This is a genomic window from Pseudomonas sp. S3E17 (assembly GCF_024168685.1).
Taxonomy (GTDB): Bacteria; Pseudomonadota; Gammaproteobacteria; order Pseudomonadales; family Pseudomonadaceae; genus Aquipseudomonas; species Aquipseudomonas marginalis.
Window position 1 is genome coordinate 6,712,773 of the sequence record NZ_JALJWE010000001.1, and the last position, 23,150, is coordinate 6,735,922.

Sequence of the window (23,150 nt, forward strand, 5' to 3'; positions counted from 1 at the left end):
AGTGAGATAAATTCAGATGTCAATTTGCCTAAAGTCTTGCCCCAGAAGGCTTTAACCGGACTTTTTCCTCGAAATTGCCCGCCATTTACGCCTTTTATCCCGCCAGCGCAATCCGCTATTAGGGTGAGGTGCGCGCGTTGTCATTAGTAACCTAACTGTCTATACTCGGCCACCGACCGCCAAGGGCTTTTGGGCTTGCTTTCATTGGGGGTCGCACTCCCTGGGTGGTGCTTACCTGACCAGTCGCACTCCCCAACAACTTTGCCCTGATTGTTAGGGGCTCTTCAGTGTGAAAAAAAGCCGTGAATAGCCAACGACCTGTAAACCTAGACCTAAGGACCATCAAACTCCCCATCACCGGCGTTACGTCGTTCCTGCACCGTGTTTCCGGCATCATCCTGTTCCTGGGCTTGGGCATCATGCTTTATGCATTGAGCAAATCCCTGGGTTCCGAGGAAGGATACGCCGAGGTGAAGGCATGCTTGACCAGCCCGCTGGCCAAGTTCGTAGCATGGGGCCTCCTGTCCGCTCTGCTGTATCACCTGGTAGCCGGTGTGCGCCACTTGATCATGGACATGGGCATCGGTGAGACGCTGGAAGGCGGCCGCCTGGGCTCGAAAATCATCATCGCCATTTCCGTGGTGCTGATCGTTCTGGCAGGAGTTTGGATATGGTAACCAGCGTTACGAACCTATCGCGTTCGGGCCTCTATGACTGGATGGCGCAGCGTGTGTCTGCGGTCGTTCTCGCGGCTTATTTCATTTTCCTGATCGGATACCTCGTCGCAAACCCGGGCATTGGCTACGAGCAATGGCACGGGCTGTTTTCCCACAATGCGATGCGAATCTTCAGCCTGCTGGCCCTTGTAGCCCTGGGCGCTCACGCCTGGGTCGGCATGTGGACCATCGCGACCGACTACCTGACGCCGATGGCGCTGGGCAAGTCCGCGACCGCAGTCCGTTTCCTCTTCCAGGCAGTATGCGGCGTCGCGATGTTCGCTTACTTCGTCTGGGGTGTGCAGATTCTTTGGGGTATCTGATTCATGGCTAACATTCCAACTATTTCCTTCGACGCCATCATTATTGGTGGCGGCGGTGCTGGCATGCGCGCAGCGCTGCAGCTGGCCCAGGGCGGTCACAAGACTGCCGTGATCACCAAGGTATTCCCGACGCGCTCCCACACCGTATCGGCCCAGGGTGGCATCACCTGTGCCATCGCGTCCGCCGACCCGAACGATGACTGGCGCTGGCACATGTACGATACCGTCAAGGGTTCCGACTACATCGGTGACCAGGACGCTATCGAATACATGTGTCAAGAAGGCCCGGCCGCGGTGTTCGAGCTGGACCACATGGGTCTGCCGTTCTCCCGTACCGAGCAAGGTCGTATCTACCAGCGTCCATTCGGCGGCCAGTCGAAGGACTACGGTAAAGGCGGCCAGGCTGCCCGTACCTGCGCCGCATCCGACCGTACCGGTCACGCGCTGCTGCACACGCTTTATCAGGGCAACCTGAAAGCCGGCACCACGTTCCTGAACGAATACTACGCAGTGGATCTGGTGAAGAACGCCGACGGTGCATTCGTTGGCGTGATCGCCATCTGCATCGAAACCGGTGAAACCACCTACATCCGCGCCAAGGCTACCGTTCTGGCGACCGGCGGTGCAGGCCGTATCTATGCTTCCACCACCAATGCCCTGATCAACACCGGTGACGGCGTCGGCATGGCACTGCGTGCCGGCGTGCCGGTGCAGGACATCGAAATGTGGCAGTTCCACCCGACCGGCATCGCCGGCGCCGGTGTACTGGTCACCGAAGGTTGCCGTGGTGAAGGTGGTTACCTGATCAACAAGCATGGCGAGCGTTTCATGGAGCGGTATGCTCCGAACGCGAAAGACCTGGCGGGTCGTGACGTCGTTGCCCGTTCGATGGTCAAGGAAATCATCGCCGGTAACGGCTGTGGCCCGAATGGCGACCACGTACTGCTGAAGCTCGATCACCTGGGTGAAGAAGTGCTGCACAGCCGCCTGCCGGGTATCTGTGAGCTGTCCAAGACCTTTGCCCACGTGGACCCGGTGGTTGCTCCGGTTCCGGTGGTTCCAACCTGCCACTACATGATGGGCGGTGTTCCGACCAACATTCATGGCCAGGCGATCACCCAGAACGCCGAAGGCGTGGACGAGATCATCCACGGTCTGTTCGCGGTAGGCGAAGTGGCTTGCGTATCGGTACACGGTGCCAACCGCCTGGGCGGCAACTCGCTGCTCGACCTGGTGGTATTCGGCCGCGCGGCTGGCCTGCACCTGGAAAAAGCCCTGACCGACGGCATCGAATACGATGACGCCACCGACGCCAACATCGAGGCCGCCCTGGCGCGCCTGAACGCTCTGAACGAGCGCACTGATGGCGAAGACGTGGCAACCCTGCGTCGCGAGCTGCAAAACTGCATGCAGAACTACTTCGGTGTATTCCGTACCGGCGAATACATGCAGAAGGGGATTGCCCAGCTGGCCGATCTGCGCAAGCGCATCGCCAACGTCAAGATCAACGATAAGAGCCAGGCGTTCAACACCGCTCGTATCGAAGCCCTTGAACTGCAAAACCTGCTGGAAGTGGCTGAAGCGACTGCGATCGCCGCCGAGGTTCGTAAGGAATCCCGTGGTGCCCACGCTCGTGAAGACTTTGAAGATCGCGATGACGAAAACTGGTTGTGCCACACCCTGTACTTCCCGGGTGACAAGCGCGTAACCAAGCGTGCCGTGAACTTCTCGCCGAAGACGGTTCCGACGTTTGAACCGAAGATTCGGACTTACTAAGGGTGGCTGCCATGTTGAAAGTCAGTGTTTATCGCTACAACCCTGATCAGGACGCTGCGCCGTTCATGCAGGAGTTCCAGGTCGATACCGGTGGTAAAGACCTGATGGTGCTGGATGTATTGGCACTGATCAAAGAGCAGGACGAAGGTTTCTCCTATCGTCGCTCTTGCCGTGAAGGTGTGTGCGGTTCCGACGGCATGAACATCAACGGCAAAAACGGCCTGGCGTGCATCACGCCGCTGTCCGCCGTTGTCAAAGGCAACAAGCTGATCGTTCGTCCTCTGCCAGGTTTGCCGGTTATCCGTGACCTGGTCGTCGATATGAGCATCTTCTACAAGCAATACGAGAAAGTTAAGCCGTTCCTGCAGAACGACACGCCGGCTCCGGCCATCGAGCGTCTGCAGTCCCCTGAAGAGCGTGAAAAGCTCGATGGCCTGTACGAGTGCATCCTGTGCGCCTGCTGCTCGACCTCGTGCCCGTCCTTCTGGTGGAACCCGGACAAGTTCCTGGGTCCAGCTGCCCTGCTGCAAGCGTACCGCTTCCTGGCAGACAGCCGCGACACCAAGACGTCCGAGCGCCTGGCTTCGCTGGATGACCCGTTCAGCGTATTCCGCTGCCGCGGGATCATGAACTGCGTCAACGTATGTCCTAAAGGCCTGAACCCGACTAAGGCCATTGGTCACATCCGTAACATGCTGCTGCAAAGCGGTGTGTAACTGACGTTGTAACAAAGCAGGACCGTTGTGCCCGTAAATGCTACGGCGCAGGCTTCAACCGGCGCCGTAGTTTTAACTTGAGCAGCGACTTACAAAGCCGCAGCTCTTATTTTGAAGAAATGAGACAAGCAGGGGCATTCGGGTTGGTACCCGAACTATCAGCGTGATCCTAAGTGGCTTGTTTTGGTCGCTGCACTTGGCCTTTTGCAAGCAAACTCGGTGTTTTCGCCGGTGGTGTCCCCAAATCGAGGGTGACCAAGCATGCAAGAAAGCGTGATGCAGCGCATGTGGAACAGCGGCTATCTTTCAGGTGGTAACGCTGCCTATGTGGAAGAGCTTTATGAGCTCTACCTGCACGACCCTAACGCTGTGCCAGAAGAATGGCGCACCAAATTTCAGACGTTGTCTTCAGACGGCAACGCTGCCACCGATGTATCGCACGCAACAATTCGCGATCAGTTCGTGCTGCTGGCAAAGAACCAGCGCCGCGCCCAACCGGTTTCCGCCGGCAGCGTGAGCAGTGAGCACGAGAAGAAGCAAGTTGAAGTACTGCGACTGATCCAGGCCTACCGTATGCGTGGCCACCAGGCAGCCCAGCTTGACCCGCTGGGGCTGTGGCAGCGTCCTGCACCTGCAGACCTGTCGATCAATCATTACGGCTTGACCAATGCCGATCTTGATACGACCTTCCGTGCCGGCGACCTGTTCATCGGCAAAGAGGAAGCGAGCCTACGCGAAATTCACGAAGCGTTGCAGCAGACATATTGCCGCACCATCGGCGCTGAGTTCACGCACATCACCGATTCCGAGCAACGCCACTGGTTCCAGCATCGCCTGGAAGGCGTGCGTGGCCGTCCGGTATTGTCCGCCGACGTGCGCAGCCACCTGCTTGAGCGCGTGACCGCAGCCGAGGGCCTGGAAAAATACCTGGGTACCAAATACCCGGGCACCAAGCGTTTCGGCCTGGAAGGCGGCGAAAGCCTGATCCCGATGCTCGACGAACTGATCCAGCGTTCCGGTTCCTACGGCACCAAGGAAATCGTGATCGGCATGGCCCACCGTGGTCGCCTGAACGTGTTGGTCAATACCTTCGGCAAGAACCCGCGTGAGCTGTTCGACGAGTTTGAAGGCAAGAAGAAGGTCGAGCTGGGTTCCGGTGACGTTAAATACCACCAGGGCTTCTCGTCCAACGTGATGACCACCGGCGGTGAAGTTCACCTGGCCATGGCCTTCAACCCATCCCACCTGGAAATCGTTTCTCCAGTGGTCGAGGGTTCGGTCCGTGCTCGCCAGGATCGTCGTAACGACACCACCGGTGAAAAGGTCCTGCCGATTTCCATCCACGGTGACGCGGCATTCGCCGGTCAAGGCGTGGTCCTGGAAACCTTCCAGATGTCGCAGACCCGCGGCTTCAAGACCGGCGGTACCGTTCACATCGTCATCAACAACCAGGTGGGCTTCACCATCAGCAACCCGTTGGACGCGCGTTCCACCGAGTACGCCACCGACGTTGCCAAGATGATCCAGGCGCCGATCCTCCATGTGAATGGCGATGATCCGGAAGCCGTGCTGTTCGTGACCCAACTGGCTGTCGACTACCGCATGCAGTTCAAGCGTGACGTGGTGATCGACCTGGTTTGCTACCGTCGTCGCGGTCACAACGAAGCCGACGAACCAAGCGGCACCCAGCCGTTGATGTACCAGCAGATCACCAAGCAGCGCACTACCCGTGAGCTGTATGCCGAAAGCCTGACCAAGGCCGGTATCGTTGACGATGAACGTGTTCAGGCGAAGATCGATGAATACCGCAACGCGCTGGACAATGGTCTGCATGTCGTAAAAAGCCTGGTCAAGGAGCCGAACAAAGAGCTGTTCGTTGACTGGCGTCCGTACCTGGGTCACACCTGGACGGCGCGTCACGACACCTCGTTCGATCTGAAGACCCTGCAGGAACTGTCCGCCAAGCTGCTGGAAATTCCGGAAGGCTTCGTGGTGCAGCGCCAGGTTGCGAAGATCTACGAAGACCGTCAGAAGATGCAAGCCGGCGGCCTGCCGATCAACTGGGGTTACGCCGAAACCATGGCGTACGCGACCCTGGCGTTCGAAGGTCACCCGATCCGCATGACTGGCCAGGACATCGGCCGTGGTACGTTCTCGCACCGTCACGCGGTTCTGCACAACCAGAAAGACGCAGGCACCTACGTTCCGCTGAAGCACCTCTACGAAGGCCAGCCACGTTTCGACCTGTACGATTCGTTCCTGTCCGAAGAAGCCGTACTGGCGTTCGAATACGGTTACTCGACCACCACGCCGAACGCGCTGGTGATCTGGGAAGCCCAGTTCGGCGACTTCGCCAACGGCGCCCAAGTGGTTATCGACCAGTTCATCACCAGCGGCGAGCACAAGTGGGGTCGCCTGTGCGGTCTGACCATGCTGCTGCCACATGGCTATGAAGGTCAGGGCCCTGAGCACTCCTCGGCCCGTCTGGAGCGTTACCTGCAACTGTGCGCCGAGCACAACATCCAGGTATGCGTGCCGACCACCCCGGCACAGATCTACCACTTGCTGCGTCGCCAGGTAATCCGCCCGCTGCGCAAGCCGCTGGTCGTGCTGACGCCGAAGTCGCTGCTGCGTCACAAACTGGCCATCTCGACCCTGGAAGATCTGGCCGATGGCTCGTTCCAGACCGTTATTCCAGAAATCGACACGCTGGATCCGGCCAAGGTGACTCGCCTGGTGCTGTGCAGCGGCAAGGTCTACTACGACCTGCTGGAAAAACGCCGTGCCGAAGGCCGCGAAGACATCGCCATCGTGCGTATCGAGCAGCTTTATCCGTTCCCGGAAGACGACCTGATGGAGGCCATCGCGCCTTACACCAACCTCACTAACGTGGTGTGGTGCCAGGAAGAGCCGATGAACCAGGGCGCTTGGTACAGCAGCCAGCATCACTTGCGTCGCAGCATCGGCAACCACAACAAGGCCCTGGGCCTGGAGTACGCCGGCCGTGATGCTTCCGCTGCACCTGCGTGTGGTTATGCGTCGATGCACGCCGAGCAGCAGGAAAAACTGCTGCAAGATGCTTTCACTGTTTAACGCCTTCGCGCTGACTGAAACCGAATTTTAAGGACCCACAGATAATGGCTATCGAAATCAAAGCCCCGTCATTCCCGGAATCGGTTGCCGATGGCACCGTTGCCACCTGGCACAAGAAACCAGGCGAGGCTGTAAAGCGTGACGACCTGATCGTCGACATCGAGACCGACAAAGTCGTGCTGGAAGTGTTGGCCGAGGCTGACGGCGTGCTGGGCGCAATCGTTGCCGAAGAGGGCGCCACCGTTCTGTCGAACCAGGTACTGGGCTCGATCGAAGAGGGCAGCGCTGCCGCTCCTGCTCCTGCTGCCGCTGCTGCACCGGCCGCTGCTTCGGCGCCTGCTGCCGCTCCGGCTGCTGGCGCAGAAGATCCAATCGCTGCACCGGCTGCTCGCCAGTTGGCTGAAGAAAACGGCATCAACCTGGCGTCCATCAAAGGCACCGGCAAAGACGGCCGTGTGACCAAGGAAGACGTGGTCGCTGCTGTTGAAGCCAAGAAAAACGCTCCGGCTGCCGCGCCTGCCAAGGCTGCTGCCCCGGCTGCCGCTGCGCCTGTGTTCGCTGCCGGCGACCGCACCGAGAAGCGTGTACCGATGACCCGCGTGCGTGCCACCGTGGCCAAGCGCCTGGTTGAAGCACAGTCGAACATGGCGATGCTGACCACTTTCAACGAAGTCGACATGACCGAAGTCATGGCCCTGCGTTCGAAGTACAAGGATCTGTTCGAGAAGTCCCACAATGGCGTGCGCCTGGGCTTCATGTCGTTCTTCGTGAAAGCGGCCACCGAAGCGCTGAAACGCTTCCCGGCAGTCAACGCTTCCATCGACGGCGGCGACATCGTTTACCACGGTTATGCAGACGTCGGCGTTGCCGTGTCCAGCGACCGTGGCCTGGTGGTCCCGGTCCTGCGTAACGCCGAACTGATGAGCCTGGCTGAAATCGAAGGCGGCATCGCCGGCTTCGGCAAGAAAGCCCGTGACGGCAAGCTGACCATCGACGAGATGACCGGTGGTACCTTCACCATCACCAACGGTGGTACCTTCGGTTCGATGATGTCGACGCCGATCGTTAACCCGCCACAAGCCGCGATCCTGGGCATGCACAACATCATCCAGCGTCCGATGGCCATCAACGGCCAAGTCGTGATCCGCCCAATGATGTACCTGGCGCTGTCTTACGATCACCGCCTGATCGATGGTAAAGAAGCCGTGACTTTCCTGGTGACCATCAAGAACCTGCTGGAAGACCCGGCTCGTCTGCTGCTGGATATCTGATAGAAGCAGCTGCAGGTCTCAAGTGACAGATTGCCGGATAAGGCAGTTGGGCTTGGGGCTTGCGGCTTGAAAGCTTGCTGCTAAATAGAGGAACTATTTTCATGTCGCAGAAATTTGACGTTGTAGTGATTGGTGCGGGTCCTGGCGGCTACGTTGCCGCCATCAAGGCCGCACAACTGGGCCTCTCGACTGCTTGCATCGAAAAATACACCGACAAGGAAGGCAAACTGGCACTGGGCGGTACTTGCCTGAACGTCGGTTGCATTCCTTCCAAGGCGCTGCTGGACAGCTCCTGGAAATTCCACGAAGCCCAGGACGGCTTCGCGATCCACGGCATCAACCATGCCGGCGTGACCATGGACGTGCCAGCAATGGTCGGCCGTAAAGCCAACATCGTCAAAGGCCTGACTTCCGGCGTTGCGACCTTGTTCAAGGCCAACGGTGTGACTTCCCTGCAAGGCCACGGCAAACTGCTGGCCGGCAAGAAAGTTGAGATCACCAAGCCGGACGGCTCGGTAGAAGTCATCGAAGCCGAGAACGTGATCCTGGCCCCAGGTTCGCGTCCAATCGACATTCCACCGGCTCCGGTTGACCAGAACGTGATCGTTGATTCGACCGGCGCCCTGGAATTCCAGGCCGTGCCTAAGCGCCTGGGCGTGATCGGCGCTGGCGTCATCGGCCTGGAACTGGGTTCGGTCTGGTCCCGCCTGGGTTCCGAAGTGACCGTGCTGGAAGCCCTGGACACGTTCCTGCTGGCTGCCGATACCGCGGTATCCAAGGAAGCGCTGAAAACCCTGACCAAACAAGGTCTGGACATCAAGCTGGGCGCTCGCGTGACCGGCTCTAAGGTCAACGGCGAAGAAGTGGTCGTGACCTACACCGACAAGGATGGCGAACAGACCATCACGTTCGACAAGCTGATCGTCGCCGTGGGCCGCCGTCCGGTGACCACCGACCTGCTGGCTTCCGACAGCGGCGTGAACATCGACGAGCGTGGTTTCATCCACGTTGACGATCACTGCGCTACCACCGTTCCGGGCGTCTACGCCATTGGCGACGTGGTTCGCGGCATGATGCTCGCGCACAAGGCTTCCGAAGAAGGCATCATGGTGGTCGAGCGCATCAAGGGTCACAAGACCCAGATGAACTACGACCTGATCCCATCGGTTATCTACACCCACCCGGAAATTGCATGGGTCGGCAAGAACGAACAGCAGTTGAAAGCTGAAGGCGTTGAAGTTAACGTCGGCACCTTCCCGTTCGCCGCTTCTGGCCGTGCCATGGCAGCCAACGACACCGGTGGTTTTGTCAAAGTCATCGCTGATGCCAAGACTGACCGCGTATTGGGCGTCCACGTGATTGGCCCAGGCGCAGCAGAACTGGTTCAGCAGGGCGCGATCGGTATGGAATTCGGCACCAGTGCCGAGGACATCGGCATGATGGTCTTCTCCCATCCGACCCTGTCCGAAGCGCTGCACGAAGCCGCGTTGGCAGTGAATGGCCATGCCATCCACATCGCCAACAAGAAGAAGCGCTAAGCGAGATAATAAGAAACCACGGCGGAGTTGCCCGTCGTGAGCCTTGCGCGCAAGACTCACCGCGGAATATCCGCTGGACGCAGTCTTGCGCAGCTTTACGGGCCTTGAGCCCCGCAAGTTGCGCAAGCAGCAGTCACAGGTGGCGCGGCACTCATAATGAGCGCAGCGCCGAATGCGCAGTACCTAACGAAGACGGTAAAAAGCATGAATCTTCACGAGTATCAGGGTAAGCAGCTGTTCGCTGAATACGGCCTGCCAGTTTCCAAGGGCTACGCAGTAGACACCCCGGAAGCAGCAGCAGAAGCTTGCGACAAAATCGGCGGCACCGAGTGGGTTGTCAAAGCCCAGGTCCACGCTGGTGGTCGCGGTAAAGCGGGCGGCGTTAAGCTGGTTCGCAGCAAAGAAGACGCCAAGGCCTTCGCACAGCAGTGGCTGGGCAAGCGTCTGGTGACTTACCAGACTGATGCCAATGGCCAGCCAGTCACCAAGATCCTGGTTGAATCGTGCACTGATATCGCTAAAGAGCTGTACCTGGGCGCTGTCGTTGACCGTTCGAGCCGTCGCATCGTGTTCATGGCTTCCACCGAAGGTGGCGTGGACATCGAGAAGATCGCTCACGAAACCCCAGAAAAAATTCTGAAAGCCACTATCGATCCACTGGTTGGCGCCCAGCCATTCCAGGGTCGCGAGCTGGCTTTCCAGCTGGGCCTGGAAGGCAAGCAAGTTGCCCAGTTCGCCAAGATCTTCGTAGGTCTGGCCAAACTGTTCCAGGATCACGATCTGGCCCTGCTGGAAGTGAACCCGCTGGTGATCAAGGCTGACGGCGATCTGCACTGCCTCGACGCCAAGATCAACATCGACGCCAACGCCATGTACCGTCAGCCTAAGCTGAAGACTTTCCACGATCCGTCGCAGGACGATCCGCGCGAAGCGCACGCTGCCAAGTTCGAACTGAACTACGTAGCCCTGGAAGGTAACATCGGTTGCATGGTCAACGGTGCCGGCCTGGCCATGGGTACCATGGACATCGTCAACCTGCATGGCGGCAAACCAGCCAACTTCCTCGACGTAGGCGGTGGTGCTACCAAAGAACGCGTAACCGAAGCCTTCAAGATCATCCTGTCCGACTCCAACGTCGCTGCAGTACTGGTCAACATCTTCGGCGGCATCGTTCGTTGCGACATGATTGCCGAAGGCATCATCGGTGCAGTGAAAGAAGTCGGCGTTAAAATCCCGGTTGTTGTTCGCCTTGAAGGCAACAACGCTGAACTGGGCGCTAAAGTACTGGCAGAAAGCGGTTTGAACATCATCGCGGCTACCAGCCTGACCGACGCTGCTCAACAAGTTGTCAAAGCTGCGGAGGGCAAATAATGAGCGTCCTGATCAATAAAGACACCAAAGTTATCTGCCAGGGTATTACCGGTTCGCAAGGTAGTTTCCACACCCAGCAAGCCATCGAATACGGCACCAAGATGGTTGGCGGCGTAACGCCGGGCAAAGGCGGCACCGAGCACCTGGGCCTGCCAGTGTTCAACACCGTGAAAGACGCTGTAGCTGCCACTGGCGCCACCGCCAGCGTGATCTACGTTCCAGCTCCTTTCTGCAAGGACTCGATCCTGGAAGCGGCATTCGGCGGCATCAAGCTGATCGTGTGCATCACCGAAGGCATTCCTACCCTGGACATGCTGGACGCTAAAGTTAAGTGCGACGAGCTGGGCGTAGTCCTGATCGGCCCTAACTGCCCAGGCGTGATCACTCCAGGCGAATGCAAGATCGGCATCATGCCAGGTCACATTCACTTGCCAGGTAAAGTCGGTATCGTTTCCCGTTCCGGCACCCTGACCTACGAAGCTGTGAAGCAAACTACTGACGCCGGTTTCGGTCAGTCGACTTGCGTCGGCATCGGCGGTGACCCGATCCCAGGCTCCAACTTCATCGATATCCTGAAGCTGTTCCAGGAAGACCCGAAGACCGAAGCGATCGTGATGATCGGTGAGATCGGCGGTTCGGCTGAAGAAGAAGCGGCTGCCTACATCAAGGCACACGTGACCAAGCCGGTTGTTTCCTACATCGCTGGTGTGACTGCCCCTGCGGGCAAGCGCATGGGCCATGCTGGCGCAATCATCTCTGGCGGCAAAGGCACTGCAGACGAGAAATTCGCTGCACTGCAAGACGCAGGCGTTAAAACCGTGCGTTCGCTGGCAGACATCGGCAAGGCCTTGGCCGAGCTGACCGGTTGGGCTGTCAAGTAAGTCTCGCGCTTAGCTGACGCTTTACCAGCAAAGGCCACCTTCGGGTGGCCTTTGTGCATTCTGCAGATTGTTGACGATTCAAATGTGGGAGGGGGCAAGCCCCTCCCACAATTTTGTTTGTATTGCCAAATTAAGTATGAAAACGCGACATCAAGATGTCGCTTATCGGACAGTCCGCCCCGCAACAGTGCGTTTGTCAGCCTAATTCTGTACCCTAGCCGCCTCTTTATGCGTCCGCCTCCCAAAAGGAAGCTGCGCGCTAGACCGGCCGGTGCCCATAAGGGCCGGCAGCATTTCCCTCATCCATAGGGAATCCCTCTCTAAATTCCGATTCAGTAGTGTGGTATTTCCTCAAATGAAAGTGTTGAAAAGCCAGGACATCCTGGCGTTGGGCTTCATGACCTTCGCCCTGTTTGTGGGCGCCGGCAACATCATCTTCCCGCCTATCGTTGGTTTGCAGTCCGGGCCTCATGTCTGGATGGCGGCGCTGGGCTTCCTGATCACCGCCGTTGGCCTGCCGGTGGTCACCGTGATCGCCCTGGCCAAGGTCGGTGGCGGCATGGACGCGCTGAGCAGCCCGATCGGCAAGATCGCCGGTGGCCTGCTCGCGGCGGCGGCGTATCTGGCGGTAGGACCGCTGTTCGCCACCCCGCGTACCGCGACCGTGTCGTTTGAAGTGGGCCTGGCGCCGCTGACCGGCGAAAGCCCGCTGGCGTTGTTTCTCTACAGCTCGGTGTATTTCCTGGTGGTGTTCTTTGTCTCCCTGTACCCGGGCCGACTGCTGGACACCGTGGGTCGCTTCCTGGCGCCGCTGAAGATCATCGCCCTGGCCATCCTCGGCATTGCCGCGTTTGCGCTGCCGGCTGGTGAAGTGGGTATCGCCACTCCAGAATACGTTGCGGCACCGTTCTCCCAGGGCTTTATCAATGGTTACCTGACCATGGACACCCTGGGGGCGCTGGTGTTTGGCATTGTGATCGTCAACGCGATCCGTTCCCGTGGGGTCGAATCGCCCAAGCTGATCACCCGCTACGCGATCATTGCCGGGTTGATTGCCGGCGTCGGTTTGGCGCTGGTGTATGTCAGCCTGTTCCGCCTTGGGTCGGGCAGCCATGAAGTCGCTGCCGGCGCTGCCAATGGTGCCGCAGTACTGCACGCTTATGTCCAGCACACCTTCGGCTCCCTGGGCAGTGGGTTCCTGGCTGTATTGATCTCCCTGGCATGCCTGGTCACAGCCGTCGGCCTGACTTGCGCGTGTGCCGAGTACTTCAGCAAAATCCTGCCGCTGTCCTACAAGGCGCTGGTAGTGATCCTGGCGCTGTTCTCGCTGTTCGTGTCGAACCTGGGCCTGACCAAGCTGATTGCGTTCTCGATCCCGGTACTCACTGCGATCTACCCACCGTGCATCGTGCTGGTGGCGTTGAGTTTCTGCAAAGACTTCTGGCAGGAGCAGGGCCGTATCGTCGGTCCGGTGATGCTGGTGTCGTTCATCTTTGGCTGCATCGACGCGCTCAAGGGCGCAGGCCTGGCAGGTTGGATGCCTTCGCAACTGGCGAACCTGCCGCTGAGTGAGCAAGGCCTGGCGTGGCTGGTGCCCTCGGTGATGACGCTGGTCGTGGCTGTGGTGGTCGACCGAGTGCTCGGCAAGCGTAGTGAAGCTATCGCTTAACTCGCGGGCTTTGGCTTGCACTGAAATGCCCCGTATCGATTGATACGGGGCTTTTTTTTTGAGCGCAAGGCAGTGTCTTTTTCTCTGCGCTAACGTCGAACAGACGCAAAAAGTTTCTCAATCTTCTTTCTGCAAGGACCCGCATGTCGTTCGTCGAAGCCAATCAGATCCACCTGCTTGCCGCCCTCTGGTTCATCCTGTGCTGGGGCGGCTACACCCGTTATGCCACCTGGAAGGCGCGGGACACTGCATGCCTGGCCAGCGTGCTGCATTTGTATCGCGAGGACTGGATGCGTCGGATGCTGCTGCGCGACAACCGCATCGCCGACGCCAGCGTGATCGGCAACCTGGAGCGTAATGCCTCATTCTTCGCCTCCAGCACCTTGATCATCCTCGCCGGCATTCTCACGGTGCTGGGGGCCTCCGAACGGGCGGTGTCATTGCTGGCGGACATACCCATGGTGCAGCAGGCCTCCCAGGGCATGTCGGAGATCAAGCTGCTTTGCCTGGCGCTGGTCTTTGTCTATGCCTTCTTCACCTTCAGTTGGTGCATGCGCCAGTACAACTTTGCCGCGGTGCTGGTCGGGTCGGCACCGATGATCGGTGAACGGCATGTGTCGGAGCTGGAGCGCAAGGCGTTTGCCCTGCGTGCGGCGCGGGTGATCTCCATGGCTGCCAACCAGTTCAACTTTGGCCTGCGTTCTTATTACTTCGGCATGACCATGCTGGCGTGGTTCGTCAGCCCCTGGTTGTTCATGTTGATGAGTGCCGGGGTGGTGTTTGTGTTGTATCGCAGGGAGTTTCATTCCGACGTACTGCAAGTGATGGTGTATACGCAGACGGATACAACGATGCCTGAGCCGGCCAAAGAGGAGATTTAATGCGTGACGCGCTGAGTTAAAAACAACAGGCAAAGTAAAGCCCGCTATATAAGCGGGCTTTCTTTTTGCAGCGAAGCTATTTCATGCCGCGGTATCAGGAACCGGTGGCAGGAGTAGCTGGTGCTGCTTCTTTTGCGGCGGCTTCGTTCGATTCAGCCTGAGCTTTGGCAGCATCGGCGTTTTCTTTCGCAGCGTCGTTCACTTTATCCTGAGCTTTCGCCATGTCTTTTTGAGCTTGCTCAGAATGCGCTGCGGCATCTTGGGCTTTGTCTTCGGATTTCTTGTCGCAAGCAGCGAGACCGAGGGCAGCGGCCAACATCATGGAAATAGCTAAAGTCTTACGCATGGGGTGTTTCTCCTTAGTGAAGATATCTACTGGCCTTTCGAGCATGGCCGTTCAGCATTAGTTCCTTTTATTCCACAGATATATAAACAACGACCTCAAAGGAACTTTCGCCCGCACCGTCTATTTCGCCCATCAACACTAATAAGAGTCTGCAACGAATGACCGAAAATCCCTTGTTAGAGCGCGCGACGCGCTTTGTCTCGGCCTTGCGCCATTGTCAGGTGCTGGGTATCAGCGTTCATCATGCCAGCGAGGAGGGCATCACGTTGGTCATGCCTTACGCGCCGCAGTTGGTGGGTGATCCCCAGACCGGCGTGATCCACGGTGGCGCGTTGACATCCTTGATGGATACCGCCTGCGGCATGGCCACCCTGTGTGTCCTGCCGGAGTTCGAGGTGTGCCCGACCCTGGACCTGCGTGTCGACTATATGCATCCCGCCGAGCCCCATAAGCCGGTATATGGTTTCGCCCAGTGCTACCGGGTGACCACCGACGTGATCTTCACCCGTGGTTTTGCCTACCAGGACGACCCGCAACAACCCATCGCCCATGTGGTGGGCACCTTCATGCGCATGGGCAAGCGTCTCAAGGGCACCCAAGGGTTGGGGCGCGCCATCAAAGGAGAGCAGGCATGACCCATCGATTCAAGACCCGCCTGGAGCAGGCCCATCAGCGCGGCAGCTACGAGGCGCTGCTGGACCTGATCCCCTACGCCAAACTGATCGGGATCGAATGCACCCGGCTGGGGGATGAATTGCTGTTTCGCCTGCCGGCCCACAAGGACAATATTGGTAACCCCATATTGCCGGCGCTTCACGGCGGGGTGATTGCCGGCTTCATGGAGCTGGCAGCGGCGTTGCACCTGCTGGTGTTTACCGGAGCGCCGGGCCTCCCGAAAATCATCGATTTCTCCCTCGATTACCTGCGCGCCGGCCAGTTTCGCGACACTTACGCCAAATGCCAGGTGTGGCGCCAGGGCCGACGGGTGGCGAATGTGGCGATCACCGCCTGGCAAACCACCGCCGCCGAGCCCATCGCCACCGCCCGTGCGCATTTCAAGATCGAGGACGTGGTCCGCCCTTGAAATCCTGCTCTTAGCCCCCAACTTTGATGACAACCCGCCGCCAACCCTTCAGGGCGCGGCCACTGCCATCCAATTGGAGTTTGATGACCATGAGTGTGGAAACTCAAAAGGAAACCCTGGGCTTCCAGACCGAGGTGAAGCAACTGCTGCACCTCATGATCCATTCGCTGTATTCCAACAAGGAAATCTTCCTTCGCGAATTGATCTCGAACGCCTCTGACGCTGTCGACAAATTACGTTTCGAAGCCCTGTCCAAGCCTGAACTGCTGGAAGGTGGCGCGGAACTGAAAATCCGTGTGAGCTTCGACAAAGACGCCAATACCGTCACCCTCGAAGACAACGGTATCGGCATGAGCCGTGAAGATGCGATCACCCACCTTGGGACCATCGCTAAATCCGGTACCGCCGACTTCATGAAAAACCTGTCCGGCGACCAGAAGAAAGATTCGCACCTGATCGGTCAGTTCGGTGTGGGCTTCTACTCGGCCTTCATCGTGGCCGACAAGGTTGAAGTGTTCAGCCGTCGTGCCGGCCTTGACGCCAGCGAAGGCGTGCATTGGGCTTCCAAAGGTGAGGGCGAATTTGAAATCGCCACCATCGACAAGGCTGACCGCGGTACTCGTATCGTCCTGCACCTCAAATCCGGTGAAGACGAGTTCGCTGATGGCTGGCGCCTGCGCAATATCATCAAGAAGTACTCCGACCATATTGCCTTGCCGATCGAGCTGCCGAAAGAACAAACGGCTGCCGAAGGTGAAGAGAAGCCTGCCCAGGAATGGGAAACCGTCAACCGCGCCAGTGCCCTGTGGACCCGTCCGCGTACCGAGATCAAGGACGAGGAATACCAGGAGTTCTACAAGCACATCGGTCACGACTACGAAAACCCGCTGAGCTGGAGCCATAACAAGGTCGAAGGCAAGCTGGAATACAGCTCGCTGCTCTACGTGCCGGCCCGTGCGCCGTTCGACCTGTACCAGCGTGAAGCGCCGAAAGGCCTGAAGCTCTACGTGCAGCGCGTGTTCGTGATGGACCAGGCGGAGTCGTTCCTGCCGCTGTACCTGCGCTTTATCAAGGGCGTGGTCGACTCCAATGACCTGTCGCTGAACGTGTCGCGGGAAATCCTGCAAAAAGACCCGATCATCGATTCCATGAAGTCGGCGCTGACCAAGCGCGTGCTCGACATGCTGGAAAAACTCGCGAAGAACGAGCCAGAGCAATACAAGGGCTTCTGGAAAAACTTCGGCCAGGTCATGAAAGAAGGCCCGGCGGAAGATTTTGCCAACAAGGAAAAAATCGCCGGTCTGCTGCGCTTTGCTTCCACCCAGGGTGAAGAGGGCGAGCAGGTGGTGTCCCTGGCCGAGTACCTGGCACGTGCCAAGGAAGGCCAGGACAAGATTTACTACCTGACCGGCGAAACCTACGCACAGGTCAAGAACAGCCCGCACCTGGAAGTCTTCCGTAAGAAAGGCATCGAAGTGCTGCTGCTGACCGACCGTATCGATGAGTGGCTGATGAGCTACCTCAACGAGTTCGACGGCAAATCCTTTGTCGACGTGGCCCGTGGCGACTTGGACCTGGGTAACCTGGACTCTGAGGAAGAGAAGAAAGAAGCCGAGGAAGTCGCCAAGGCCAAAGAAGGCCTGGTTGAGCGGATCAAGGCGTCCCTGGGCGATGCCGTCAGCGAAGTGCGGGTTTCCCACCGTCTGACCGATTCCCCGGCGATCCTGGCCATCGGCGAGCAGGACCTGGGCATGCAGATGCGCCAGATCCTCGAAGCCAGCGGCCAGAAGGTCCCGGACTCCAAGCCGATCTTCGAATTCAACCCGGCTCACCCGTTGATCGAGAAGCTCGACGGCGAGCAGAGCGAAGAGCGCTTTGGCGACCTGTCCCACATCCTCTTTGACCAGGCGGCCCTGGCCGCTGGCGACAGCCTCAAGGACCCGGCCGCCTACGTGCGCCGACTGAACAAGCTGTTGGTTGAACTGTCGGTTTGATACCGTTGTAGAAAAACCCGCTTCGGCGGGTTTTTTCGTTTGTAGGAGCGAGCTTGCTCGCGAAAAACCTGCGGGCGACGCTGGGTGTCAGGTTGCCCGCGTGATCGTTGAGGTTCTTCGCGAGCAAGCTCGCACCTACAGCCTATTTCCGTTCTAGTGATCTTCAACTGGAGAAAATGATGAGCCAAGTCACCGTGCGTTCCGTGGTCTATCAGATTGATGGCCAGACTTATGAAAGCCGCCTGGCGTTCGATGCCAGCCAAAAGAACCCGCTGCCCGGCCTGCTGATGGCGCCGAACTGGATGGGGGTGAGTGCGGGGGCCGAGGAGATCGCCAAGAGCGTTGCCGCCAAGGGCTACGTAGTGCTGATCGCCGACCTCTACGGGCAAACCGTGCGCCCGTCGAATGGCGATGAAGCCGGTGCCGCAATGATGCCATTGAAGAATGATCGCCCGTTGCTGAACAAGCGCATGCAGGCTGCCCTTGAGCAGCTGCAGGGCCAGACCGAAGCGGCAGTGGACACCTCGAAGCTGGCCACCTTTGGTTTCTGCTTCGGCGGTTGCTGCTCCCTGGAGCTGGCACGGACCGGTGCGCCATTGAGGGCTGCCGTATCGTTCCACGGCACCCTCGACACGCCGAACCCGGCAGACGCGAAAAAAATCAAGGGTTCAGTGCTGGTGCTGCACGGTGCTTCCGATCCGTTGGTGCCGAAAGAGCAACTGCCGGCGTTCGAAGCTGAAATGAACGCAGCCGGCGTGGATTGGCAATTGCTGAGCTACGGCGGTGCGGTGCATTCCTTCACTGACCCGGATGCCAATGTGCCGGGCAAGATGATGTATGACGCCAAGACCGCTGCACGGGCGTTCCGGTCGATGCATAACTTGCTGGATGAAGTATTCAAGGGCTGAATCTTCAGCGCCTGTTCCGGCGTCATCGGGGGCTTGCCCCCGATAGCTATCTCAGCGGCAACTCAATTCTTTCAGCTTCACCCGGCACCGTCGGCCAATCCCCAGCGGCCCAGCGCTGCCTGGCCTGCTCGATCTTCAGCGGATCGCTCGCGACAAAATTCCAATTGATCCGCCGTGGCCCATCCAGCGGTGCCCCGCCGAACACCACCAACTGGCAATCGCTTTCGGCGAACAGGGTCATTACCTGCCCGGCCGGCAATACCACCAGGCTGTGCACCTCAAGCTGCTCACCCTCCAACTGGGCTTCGCCCTCCAGCACATACACCGCGCGTTCCTCGTGCTCGTCTGGAATCAGCAGGGTCGTGGCCGTTTGCATGTGTACATCTGCATACAACGTAGGCGACAGCACCGGCACCGGTGACTTGAGGCAGAAGCCATTGCCGGCGATCAGGCGAATCCGCACGCCCAGGTTGTCACTCACCGGCAGGCTCGCCGCAGGGTGATGGCTGTAGTGTCCAGGCCCCTCTTCGTGGTCCTTGGGCGATGCCAGCCATACTTGCAGGCCATGCATGCTGAAACCACGGGCCTTGAGTGCCTCGGGTGTGCGCTCGACATGGGCGATTGCACCGCCTGCGGTCATCCAGCTGACATCGCCGGCCTCTACCACCTGATCCGACCCCAGGCTGTCCTTGTGCTGCAGTGCGCCTTCGAACAGATAGGTGAGGGTGGACAGGCCGATATGCGGGTGCTGGCGGATGTTCATGCCGCTGCCCGGTGCATAGCGGGTCGGCAACATATGATCGAAAAACACAAAGGGCCCGACGCTGCGACATTCCCGCGAGGGCAGCGGGCGCAGGATCGGCTGGCCTTCGACATCTTCGGGGCGTGGGCGGATCACGGTGAGGGTGGTCATGGTGCGTCCCAGTCTGAGCGGGTTGTAGGGTAATGAGCATAACCCGCTCGACGGGAGGTTGCCGCTATTGGCTGAACGCGCCTTCAGAGAGGCGGGTTTCGATGGTGACCTCGGCGGTGGTCATCAGCTTGTGTACCGGGCAGCGATCGGCCACGCGGTGCAGCTCGTCGCGCTGTTCGTCGGTGAGTACGCCCTTGAGCGTCAGCTTGACGTTGAGCCTGTATTTGCCCTTTTGCTCTTCGCTGGCGTCGTGGGTGACTTCCACGGTGACGCCGGTCAGCGGGATGTCTTTTTTCTGGGCGTAGAGCTTGACGGTCAGCGCCTTGCACGATGCCAGCGCGGCGTCGAAGTAATCGTGGGGGGAGGGCGCGGAGTCGTCACCACCCAGGCTCTTGGGCAGGTCGGTAAACAGCTCGTGATTATTGATATTGACGCTGTGGCGGAAGTTGTCGGCGTTCAGCGTATTGACGGTAACAGGCATGGCAAACCTCACGGGGTGGCAGAAGGAAGGTCATGCAGTTATAGAGCATGCTGGCACGGGGGTGTTCCACATTTTTTTGCCGGCTGAACCCCGGTACGACACGCAAGGTCTACCGGTATTCGCCCTTATCGAGGTTATACCGTGCCCTGGACCCGCTTGAGTCTCGCCCTGTTGCTCGCTGCCAACAGCCTTGCCGCGCAGGCTCGCGACTATGCCTACAGCGATGCACACCTGCATTACGTAGATTTCTTCCAGGAAACGGCGGGGATGGACAAGTTGCTCAAGGCAATGGCAGAAAATCGCATCGAGCACGTCATGATTTCCGGCATTCCCGTCGCAAAGAAATGGCACGAAGACGAGCCCAAGCGCCCACGCTACTACGCCGGTGATGACGCGGATGCCTATTGGTACAGCGCCACGGACGTGATTGTTGCTGCAGCGGTAAATAAACTGACACCTGAGCAGCGCCAGCACTTTCATCCGTTTCTGTCCGGCTTCAACCCCAATGACAAGAATTCGGATGCCCATATCCAGCGCATGCTCGACCTCAACCCAGGGCTGTGGCAAGGCATCGGTGAAGTGTTTACCCGTCACGACGACCTTACCGCCCTCACATCGGGGGATACCCCGCGCGCCAACAACGAAGCCATGACGCGCATCTATCACCTGGCGGCGGAAAACGACTTGCCGGTGATGCTGCACTCCAATATCACCTCCAAACGCGAGCGTAACCCGCTGTACCTCGCCGAAGTGGAAGAGCCGCTGCGCAACCACCCGCACACCCGCTTTATCTGGGCTCACGCCGGTACCAGCAAGGAAATACACCGCCACCAGGTGCAGATGGACTTTTTGCTGCCCACCTTGAGCCGTATGCTCGAGGCTTACCCCAACCTGTATATCGACCTGTCCTGGAGCATGCTCACGCCTTACTTGCTGGATGATGGGGGCAAGCCTCGGCCGGAGTGGGTAACGCTGGTGGAACGCTTCCCGGAGCGCTTTATGCTGGGTTCGGACGTCGTCGGGCGTTTCAACAAGCTGGGTGAGGAAATGCACCGCTTTGATGTCTTCCTTGATGCATTGCCTGAAGACGTTGCCCACAAAGTGGCGAGGGACAACTTCCTGGCCATCCTGCCTAAACCTCGCGGCGATGAGGGTGCGCGTTGATATTACGTTTTCGTCTCACGCAAATGCGGTTGCGGTCTTAAATCCAGTCGCCCATAAAAAAGCCCCGAACCAGTCGGGGCTTTTTCAGGTGATCAACCTGCGGGGCTTACTTACCCTGCCAGCGTTTCAGCACCAGGGTGGCGTTAGTGCCACCGAAGCCGAAGCTGTTGCTCATCACGGTGTCGACTTTGACGTTTTCAACCGTCTTGGTCAGGATCGGCATATCGGCGACGACCGGGTCGATCTCGTCGATGTTGGCCGAACCGGCCATGAAGTTGCCTTCCATCATCAGCAGGCAGTAGATCGCTTCGTGAACGCCGGCGGCGCCCAGGGAGTGACCCGACAGGCTCTTGGTGGAGCTGATGGCCGGTGCCTTGTCGCCGAACACCGCGCGTACACCTTCCATTTCCTTGGCGTCGCCGACCGGAGTCGAGGTGCCGTGGGTGTTCAGGTAGTCAATCGGGGTGTCCACGGTGGACATGGCCATCTGCATGCAACGGATGGCGCCTTCACCGCTTGGCGCAACCATGTCGTAGCCATCGGAAGTGGCGCCGTAGCCGACGATTTCCGCGTAGATCTTGGCGCCACGGGCCAGGGCGTGTTCCAGTTCCTCGACCACCACCATGCCGCCACCGCCGGCGATGACGAAACCGTCACGCTTGGCATCGTAGGCGCGGGAGGCCTTTTCCGGGGTTTCGTTGTACTGGGTGGACAGGGCGCCCATGGCGTCGAACAGGAACGACTGGCTCCAATGTTCTTCTTCACCGCCGCCGGCAAACACGATGTCCTGCTTGCCCAGTTGGATCTGCTCGACGGCGGTGCCGATGCAGTGTGCACTGGTAGCGCATGCGGAGGAGATCGAGTAGTTCACGCCCTTGATCTGGAACGGCGTGGCCAGGCAGGCCGAAACGGTGCTGCCCATGGTCCGCGTGACACGGTACGGGCCAACGCGCTTCACGCCTTTTTCGCGCAGGATGTCCAGCGCTTCCATCTGGTTGAGGGTCGATGCGCCGCCGGAGCCGGCGATCAGGCCGGTGCGTATGTTCGATACCTGGTCTTCGCTCAGGCCGGAGTCGGCGATTGCGTCTTTCATGGCCAGGTAGGCGTAGGCGGCAGCATGGCCCACGAAGCGATAGATCTTGCGATCGATCAGTTCTTCGAGGGGCAGGTCGATGGAGCCGGAAACCTGGCTACGCAGACCCATTTCGGCATATTCCGGGTTGAAGCGGATGCCAGGGCGACTTGCACGCAGGTTAGCGGTGACGGTCTCTTTGTCATTGCCCAGGCAAGAAACAATGCCCAGACCAGTGATAACGACGCGGCGCATGCGGATAACCCTTAAAAGTTGTCAGTGGAAGTAAATACGCCGACCCGAAGGCCTTCGGCAGTATAGATCTCGCGACCGTCGACAGTCACCGAACCGTCGGCGATGGCCAGGTTCAGCTTGCCCTTGAGGACGCGCTTGATTTGAATGTTGTAGGTGACTTTCTTGGCGGTCGGCAGGACCTGGCCAAAGAACTTCACTTCGCCCGAACCCAGGGCGCGGCCACGGCCTGGCAGGCCTTGCCAGCCCAGATAGAAGCCGACCAGTTGCCACATGGCGTCGAGGCCCAGGCAGCCCGGCATGACAGGGTCACCTTCGAAGTGACAGGCGAAAAACCACAGGTCCGGGGTGATATCCAGCTCGGCGACCAATTCACCTTTGCCGTACTTGCCACCCTCTTCGCTGATATGGGTGATGCGATCCACCATCAGCATGTTCGGGGCGGGCAGTTGCGCGTTACCTGGGCCGAACAGCTCACCGCGACTGCAGCGCAGCAGGTCTTCCCGAGTAAAGGCGTTTTGTTTGGTCATGCGAGCTCCTCAATAATCCCATGCGGCAGGGTAGGGCAAATCTTCCCGAACCGAATGAAGCGTTCATGCCTCATGTCGGCAGCCTACACATAGACTATTGCGTTGTAGTGAAAGTCACAGCGGCAAGGTACTGAATGTACACTTGTTCACTGAAATTTTAAACCGAGCCTG

Annotated in this window: 21 protein-coding genes; 16 read left to right on the forward strand and 5 right to left on the reverse strand. The window is 58.9% G+C overall.

All coding sequences use genetic code 11. The features are described 5' to 3' along the window. The first annotated feature begins 302 nt into the window (after positions 1 to 302). The 11 genes from sdhC to J3D60_RS30630 all read left to right on the forward strand — a co-directional run bounded on the left by sdhC (position 303) and on the right by J3D60_RS30630 (position 14,235). The gene (gene sdhC, locus J3D60_RS30580) at positions 303 to 677 is read left to right on the forward strand and encodes a succinate dehydrogenase, cytochrome b556 subunit (protein ID WP_003172804.1); all 375 of its coding nucleotides are present in this window, start codon (positions 303 to 305) and stop codon (positions 675 to 677) included. Beyond that, the gene (gene sdhD / locus J3D60_RS30585) at positions 671 to 1,039 is read left to right on the forward strand and encodes a succinate dehydrogenase, hydrophobic membrane anchor protein (protein ID WP_003172805.1); all 369 of its coding nucleotides are present in this window, start codon (positions 671 to 673) and stop codon (positions 1,037 to 1,039) included. Before sdhC ends, sdhD begins: the two co-directional genes overlap by 7 nt. Before the next feature lie 3 nt (positions 1,040 to 1,042). Then, complete coding sequence (gene sdhA / locus J3D60_RS30590) at positions 1,043 to 2,815, forward strand: succinate dehydrogenase flavoprotein subunit (protein ID WP_053255229.1); 1,773 nt, start codon at positions 1,043 to 1,045, stop codon at positions 2,813 to 2,815. Between the two features lie 11 nt (positions 2,816 to 2,826). Then, positions 2,827 to 3,531, forward strand: a complete 705-nt coding sequence (locus J3D60_RS30595) for a succinate dehydrogenase iron-sulfur subunit (RefSeq protein ID WP_003172807.1) — start codon at positions 2,827 to 2,829, stop codon at positions 3,529 to 3,531. 261 nt (positions 3,532 to 3,792) lie between these two features. Continuing rightward, a complete protein-coding gene (locus J3D60_RS30600; RefSeq protein ID WP_115488112.1) occupies positions 3,793 to 6,624 on the forward strand; it encodes a 2-oxoglutarate dehydrogenase E1 component in 2,832 nt (943 codons plus the stop codon). 44 nt (positions 6,625 to 6,668) lie between these two features. After that, a complete protein-coding gene (gene odhB, locus J3D60_RS30605) occupies positions 6,669 to 7,895 on the forward strand; it encodes a 2-oxoglutarate dehydrogenase complex dihydrolipoyllysine-residue succinyltransferase (RefSeq protein WP_065939928.1) in 1,227 nt (408 codons plus the stop codon). A gap of 101 nt (positions 7,896 to 7,996) precedes the next feature. Then, positions 7,997 to 9,433, forward strand: coding sequence for a dihydrolipoyl dehydrogenase (lpdA, locus tag J3D60_RS30610; RefSeq protein WP_027607060.1), 1,437 nt, complete (start codon positions 7,997 to 7,999; stop codon positions 9,431 to 9,433). Positions 9,434 to 9,637: 204 nt separating this feature from the next. Next, positions 9,638 to 10,804 carry an ADP-forming succinate--CoA ligase subunit beta gene (gene sucC, locus J3D60_RS30615; protein WP_003233235.1) on the forward strand — a complete coding sequence of 389 codons (1,167 nt, stop codon included), beginning with the start codon at positions 9,638 to 9,640 and terminating at the stop codon, positions 10,802 to 10,804. Beyond that, positions 10,804 to 11,685, forward strand: coding sequence for a succinate--CoA ligase subunit alpha (gene sucD / locus J3D60_RS30620; RefSeq protein WP_003172813.1), 882 nt, complete (start codon positions 10,804 to 10,806; stop codon positions 11,683 to 11,685). Before sucC ends, sucD begins: the two co-directional genes overlap by 1 nt. Before the next feature lie 355 nt (positions 11,686 to 12,040). After that, positions 12,041 to 13,354, forward strand: a complete 1,314-nt coding sequence (gene brnQ / locus J3D60_RS30625) for a branched-chain amino acid transport system II carrier protein (protein WP_253493844.1) — start codon at positions 12,041 to 12,043, stop codon at positions 13,352 to 13,354. 143 nt (positions 13,355 to 13,497) lie between these two features. Beyond that, the gene (locus J3D60_RS30630) at positions 13,498 to 14,235 is read left to right on the forward strand and encodes a DUF599 domain-containing protein (RefSeq protein ID WP_065939926.1); all 738 of its coding nucleotides are present in this window, start codon (positions 13,498 to 13,500) and stop codon (positions 14,233 to 14,235) included. Between the two features lie 94 nt (positions 14,236 to 14,329). Here the strand turns inward: J3D60_RS30630 and J3D60_RS30635 are convergent, their stop codons facing one another. Continuing rightward, on the reverse strand, positions 14,330 to 14,581 hold the full coding sequence (locus J3D60_RS30635; RefSeq protein WP_010211724.1) for a hypothetical protein: 252 nt from the start codon (positions 14,579 to 14,581) through the stop codon (positions 14,330 to 14,332). Between the two features lie 158 nt (positions 14,582 to 14,739). Here J3D60_RS30635 and J3D60_RS30640 point away from each other — a divergent pair, with 158 nt between their 5' ends. The 4 genes from J3D60_RS30640 to J3D60_RS30655 all read left to right on the forward strand — a co-directional run bounded on the left by J3D60_RS30640 (position 14,740) and on the right by J3D60_RS30655 (position 18,567). After that, positions 14,740 to 15,216: a PaaI family thioesterase gene (locus tag J3D60_RS30640; RefSeq protein WP_027607063.1), complete on the forward strand. Its 477-nt coding sequence runs from the start codon at positions 14,740 to 14,742 to the stop codon at positions 15,214 to 15,216. Continuing rightward, on the forward strand, positions 15,213 to 15,665 hold the full coding sequence (locus tag J3D60_RS30645) for a PaaI family thioesterase (RefSeq protein WP_065939925.1): 453 nt from the start codon (positions 15,213 to 15,215) through the stop codon (positions 15,663 to 15,665). The genes J3D60_RS30640 and J3D60_RS30645 overlap by 4 nt, the downstream gene beginning before the upstream one ends. Positions 15,666 to 15,754: 89 nt before the next feature. Beyond that, on the forward strand, positions 15,755 to 17,659 hold the full coding sequence (gene htpG, locus J3D60_RS30650) for a molecular chaperone HtpG (RefSeq protein ID WP_065939924.1): 1,905 nt from the start codon (positions 15,755 to 15,757) through the stop codon (positions 17,657 to 17,659). 179 nt (positions 17,660 to 17,838) lie between these two features. Then, positions 17,839 to 18,567 (forward strand): dienelactone hydrolase family protein, encoded by a 729-nt coding sequence (locus tag J3D60_RS30655; RefSeq protein ID WP_065939923.1) that lies wholly within the window; start codon positions 17,839 to 17,841, stop codon positions 18,565 to 18,567. A gap of 46 nt (positions 18,568 to 18,613) precedes the next feature. Here J3D60_RS30655 and J3D60_RS30660 read toward each other — a convergent pair whose 3' ends face one another. Together J3D60_RS30660 and J3D60_RS30665 are read right to left on the reverse strand one after the other, a co-directional pair. Next, positions 18,614 to 19,480 carry a pirin family protein gene (locus J3D60_RS30660; protein ID WP_253493845.1) on the reverse strand — a complete coding sequence of 289 codons (867 nt, stop codon included), beginning with the start codon at positions 19,478 to 19,480 and terminating at the stop codon, positions 18,614 to 18,616. Between the two features lie 64 nt (positions 19,481 to 19,544). Then, entirely contained in the window at positions 19,545 to 19,961 is a 417-nt protein-coding gene (locus tag J3D60_RS30665) for an OsmC family protein (protein ID WP_065924497.1), read from the reverse strand. A gap of 141 nt (positions 19,962 to 20,102) precedes the next feature. Between J3D60_RS30665 and J3D60_RS30670 the strand changes: the two genes are divergently transcribed. After that, on the forward strand, positions 20,103 to 21,125 hold the full coding sequence (locus J3D60_RS30670) for an amidohydrolase family protein (RefSeq protein ID WP_253493846.1): 1,023 nt from the start codon (positions 20,103 to 20,105) through the stop codon (positions 21,123 to 21,125). Between the two features lie 106 nt (positions 21,126 to 21,231). Here the strand turns inward: J3D60_RS30670 and fabB are convergent, their stop codons facing one another. Together fabB and fabA are read right to left on the reverse strand one after the other, a co-directional pair. Further along, positions 21,232 to 22,452: a beta-ketoacyl-ACP synthase I gene (gene fabB / locus J3D60_RS30675; protein ID WP_253493847.1), complete on the reverse strand. Its 1,221-nt coding sequence runs from the start codon at positions 22,450 to 22,452 to the stop codon at positions 21,232 to 21,234. An 11-nt stretch (positions 22,453 to 22,463) separates the two neighbouring features. Beyond that, positions 22,464 to 22,979: a 3-hydroxyacyl-[acyl-carrier-protein] dehydratase FabA gene (fabA, locus tag J3D60_RS30680; protein WP_003210552.1), complete on the reverse strand. Its 516-nt coding sequence runs from the start codon at positions 22,977 to 22,979 to the stop codon at positions 22,464 to 22,466. Between the last annotated feature and the right edge of the window lie 171 nt (positions 22,980 to 23,150).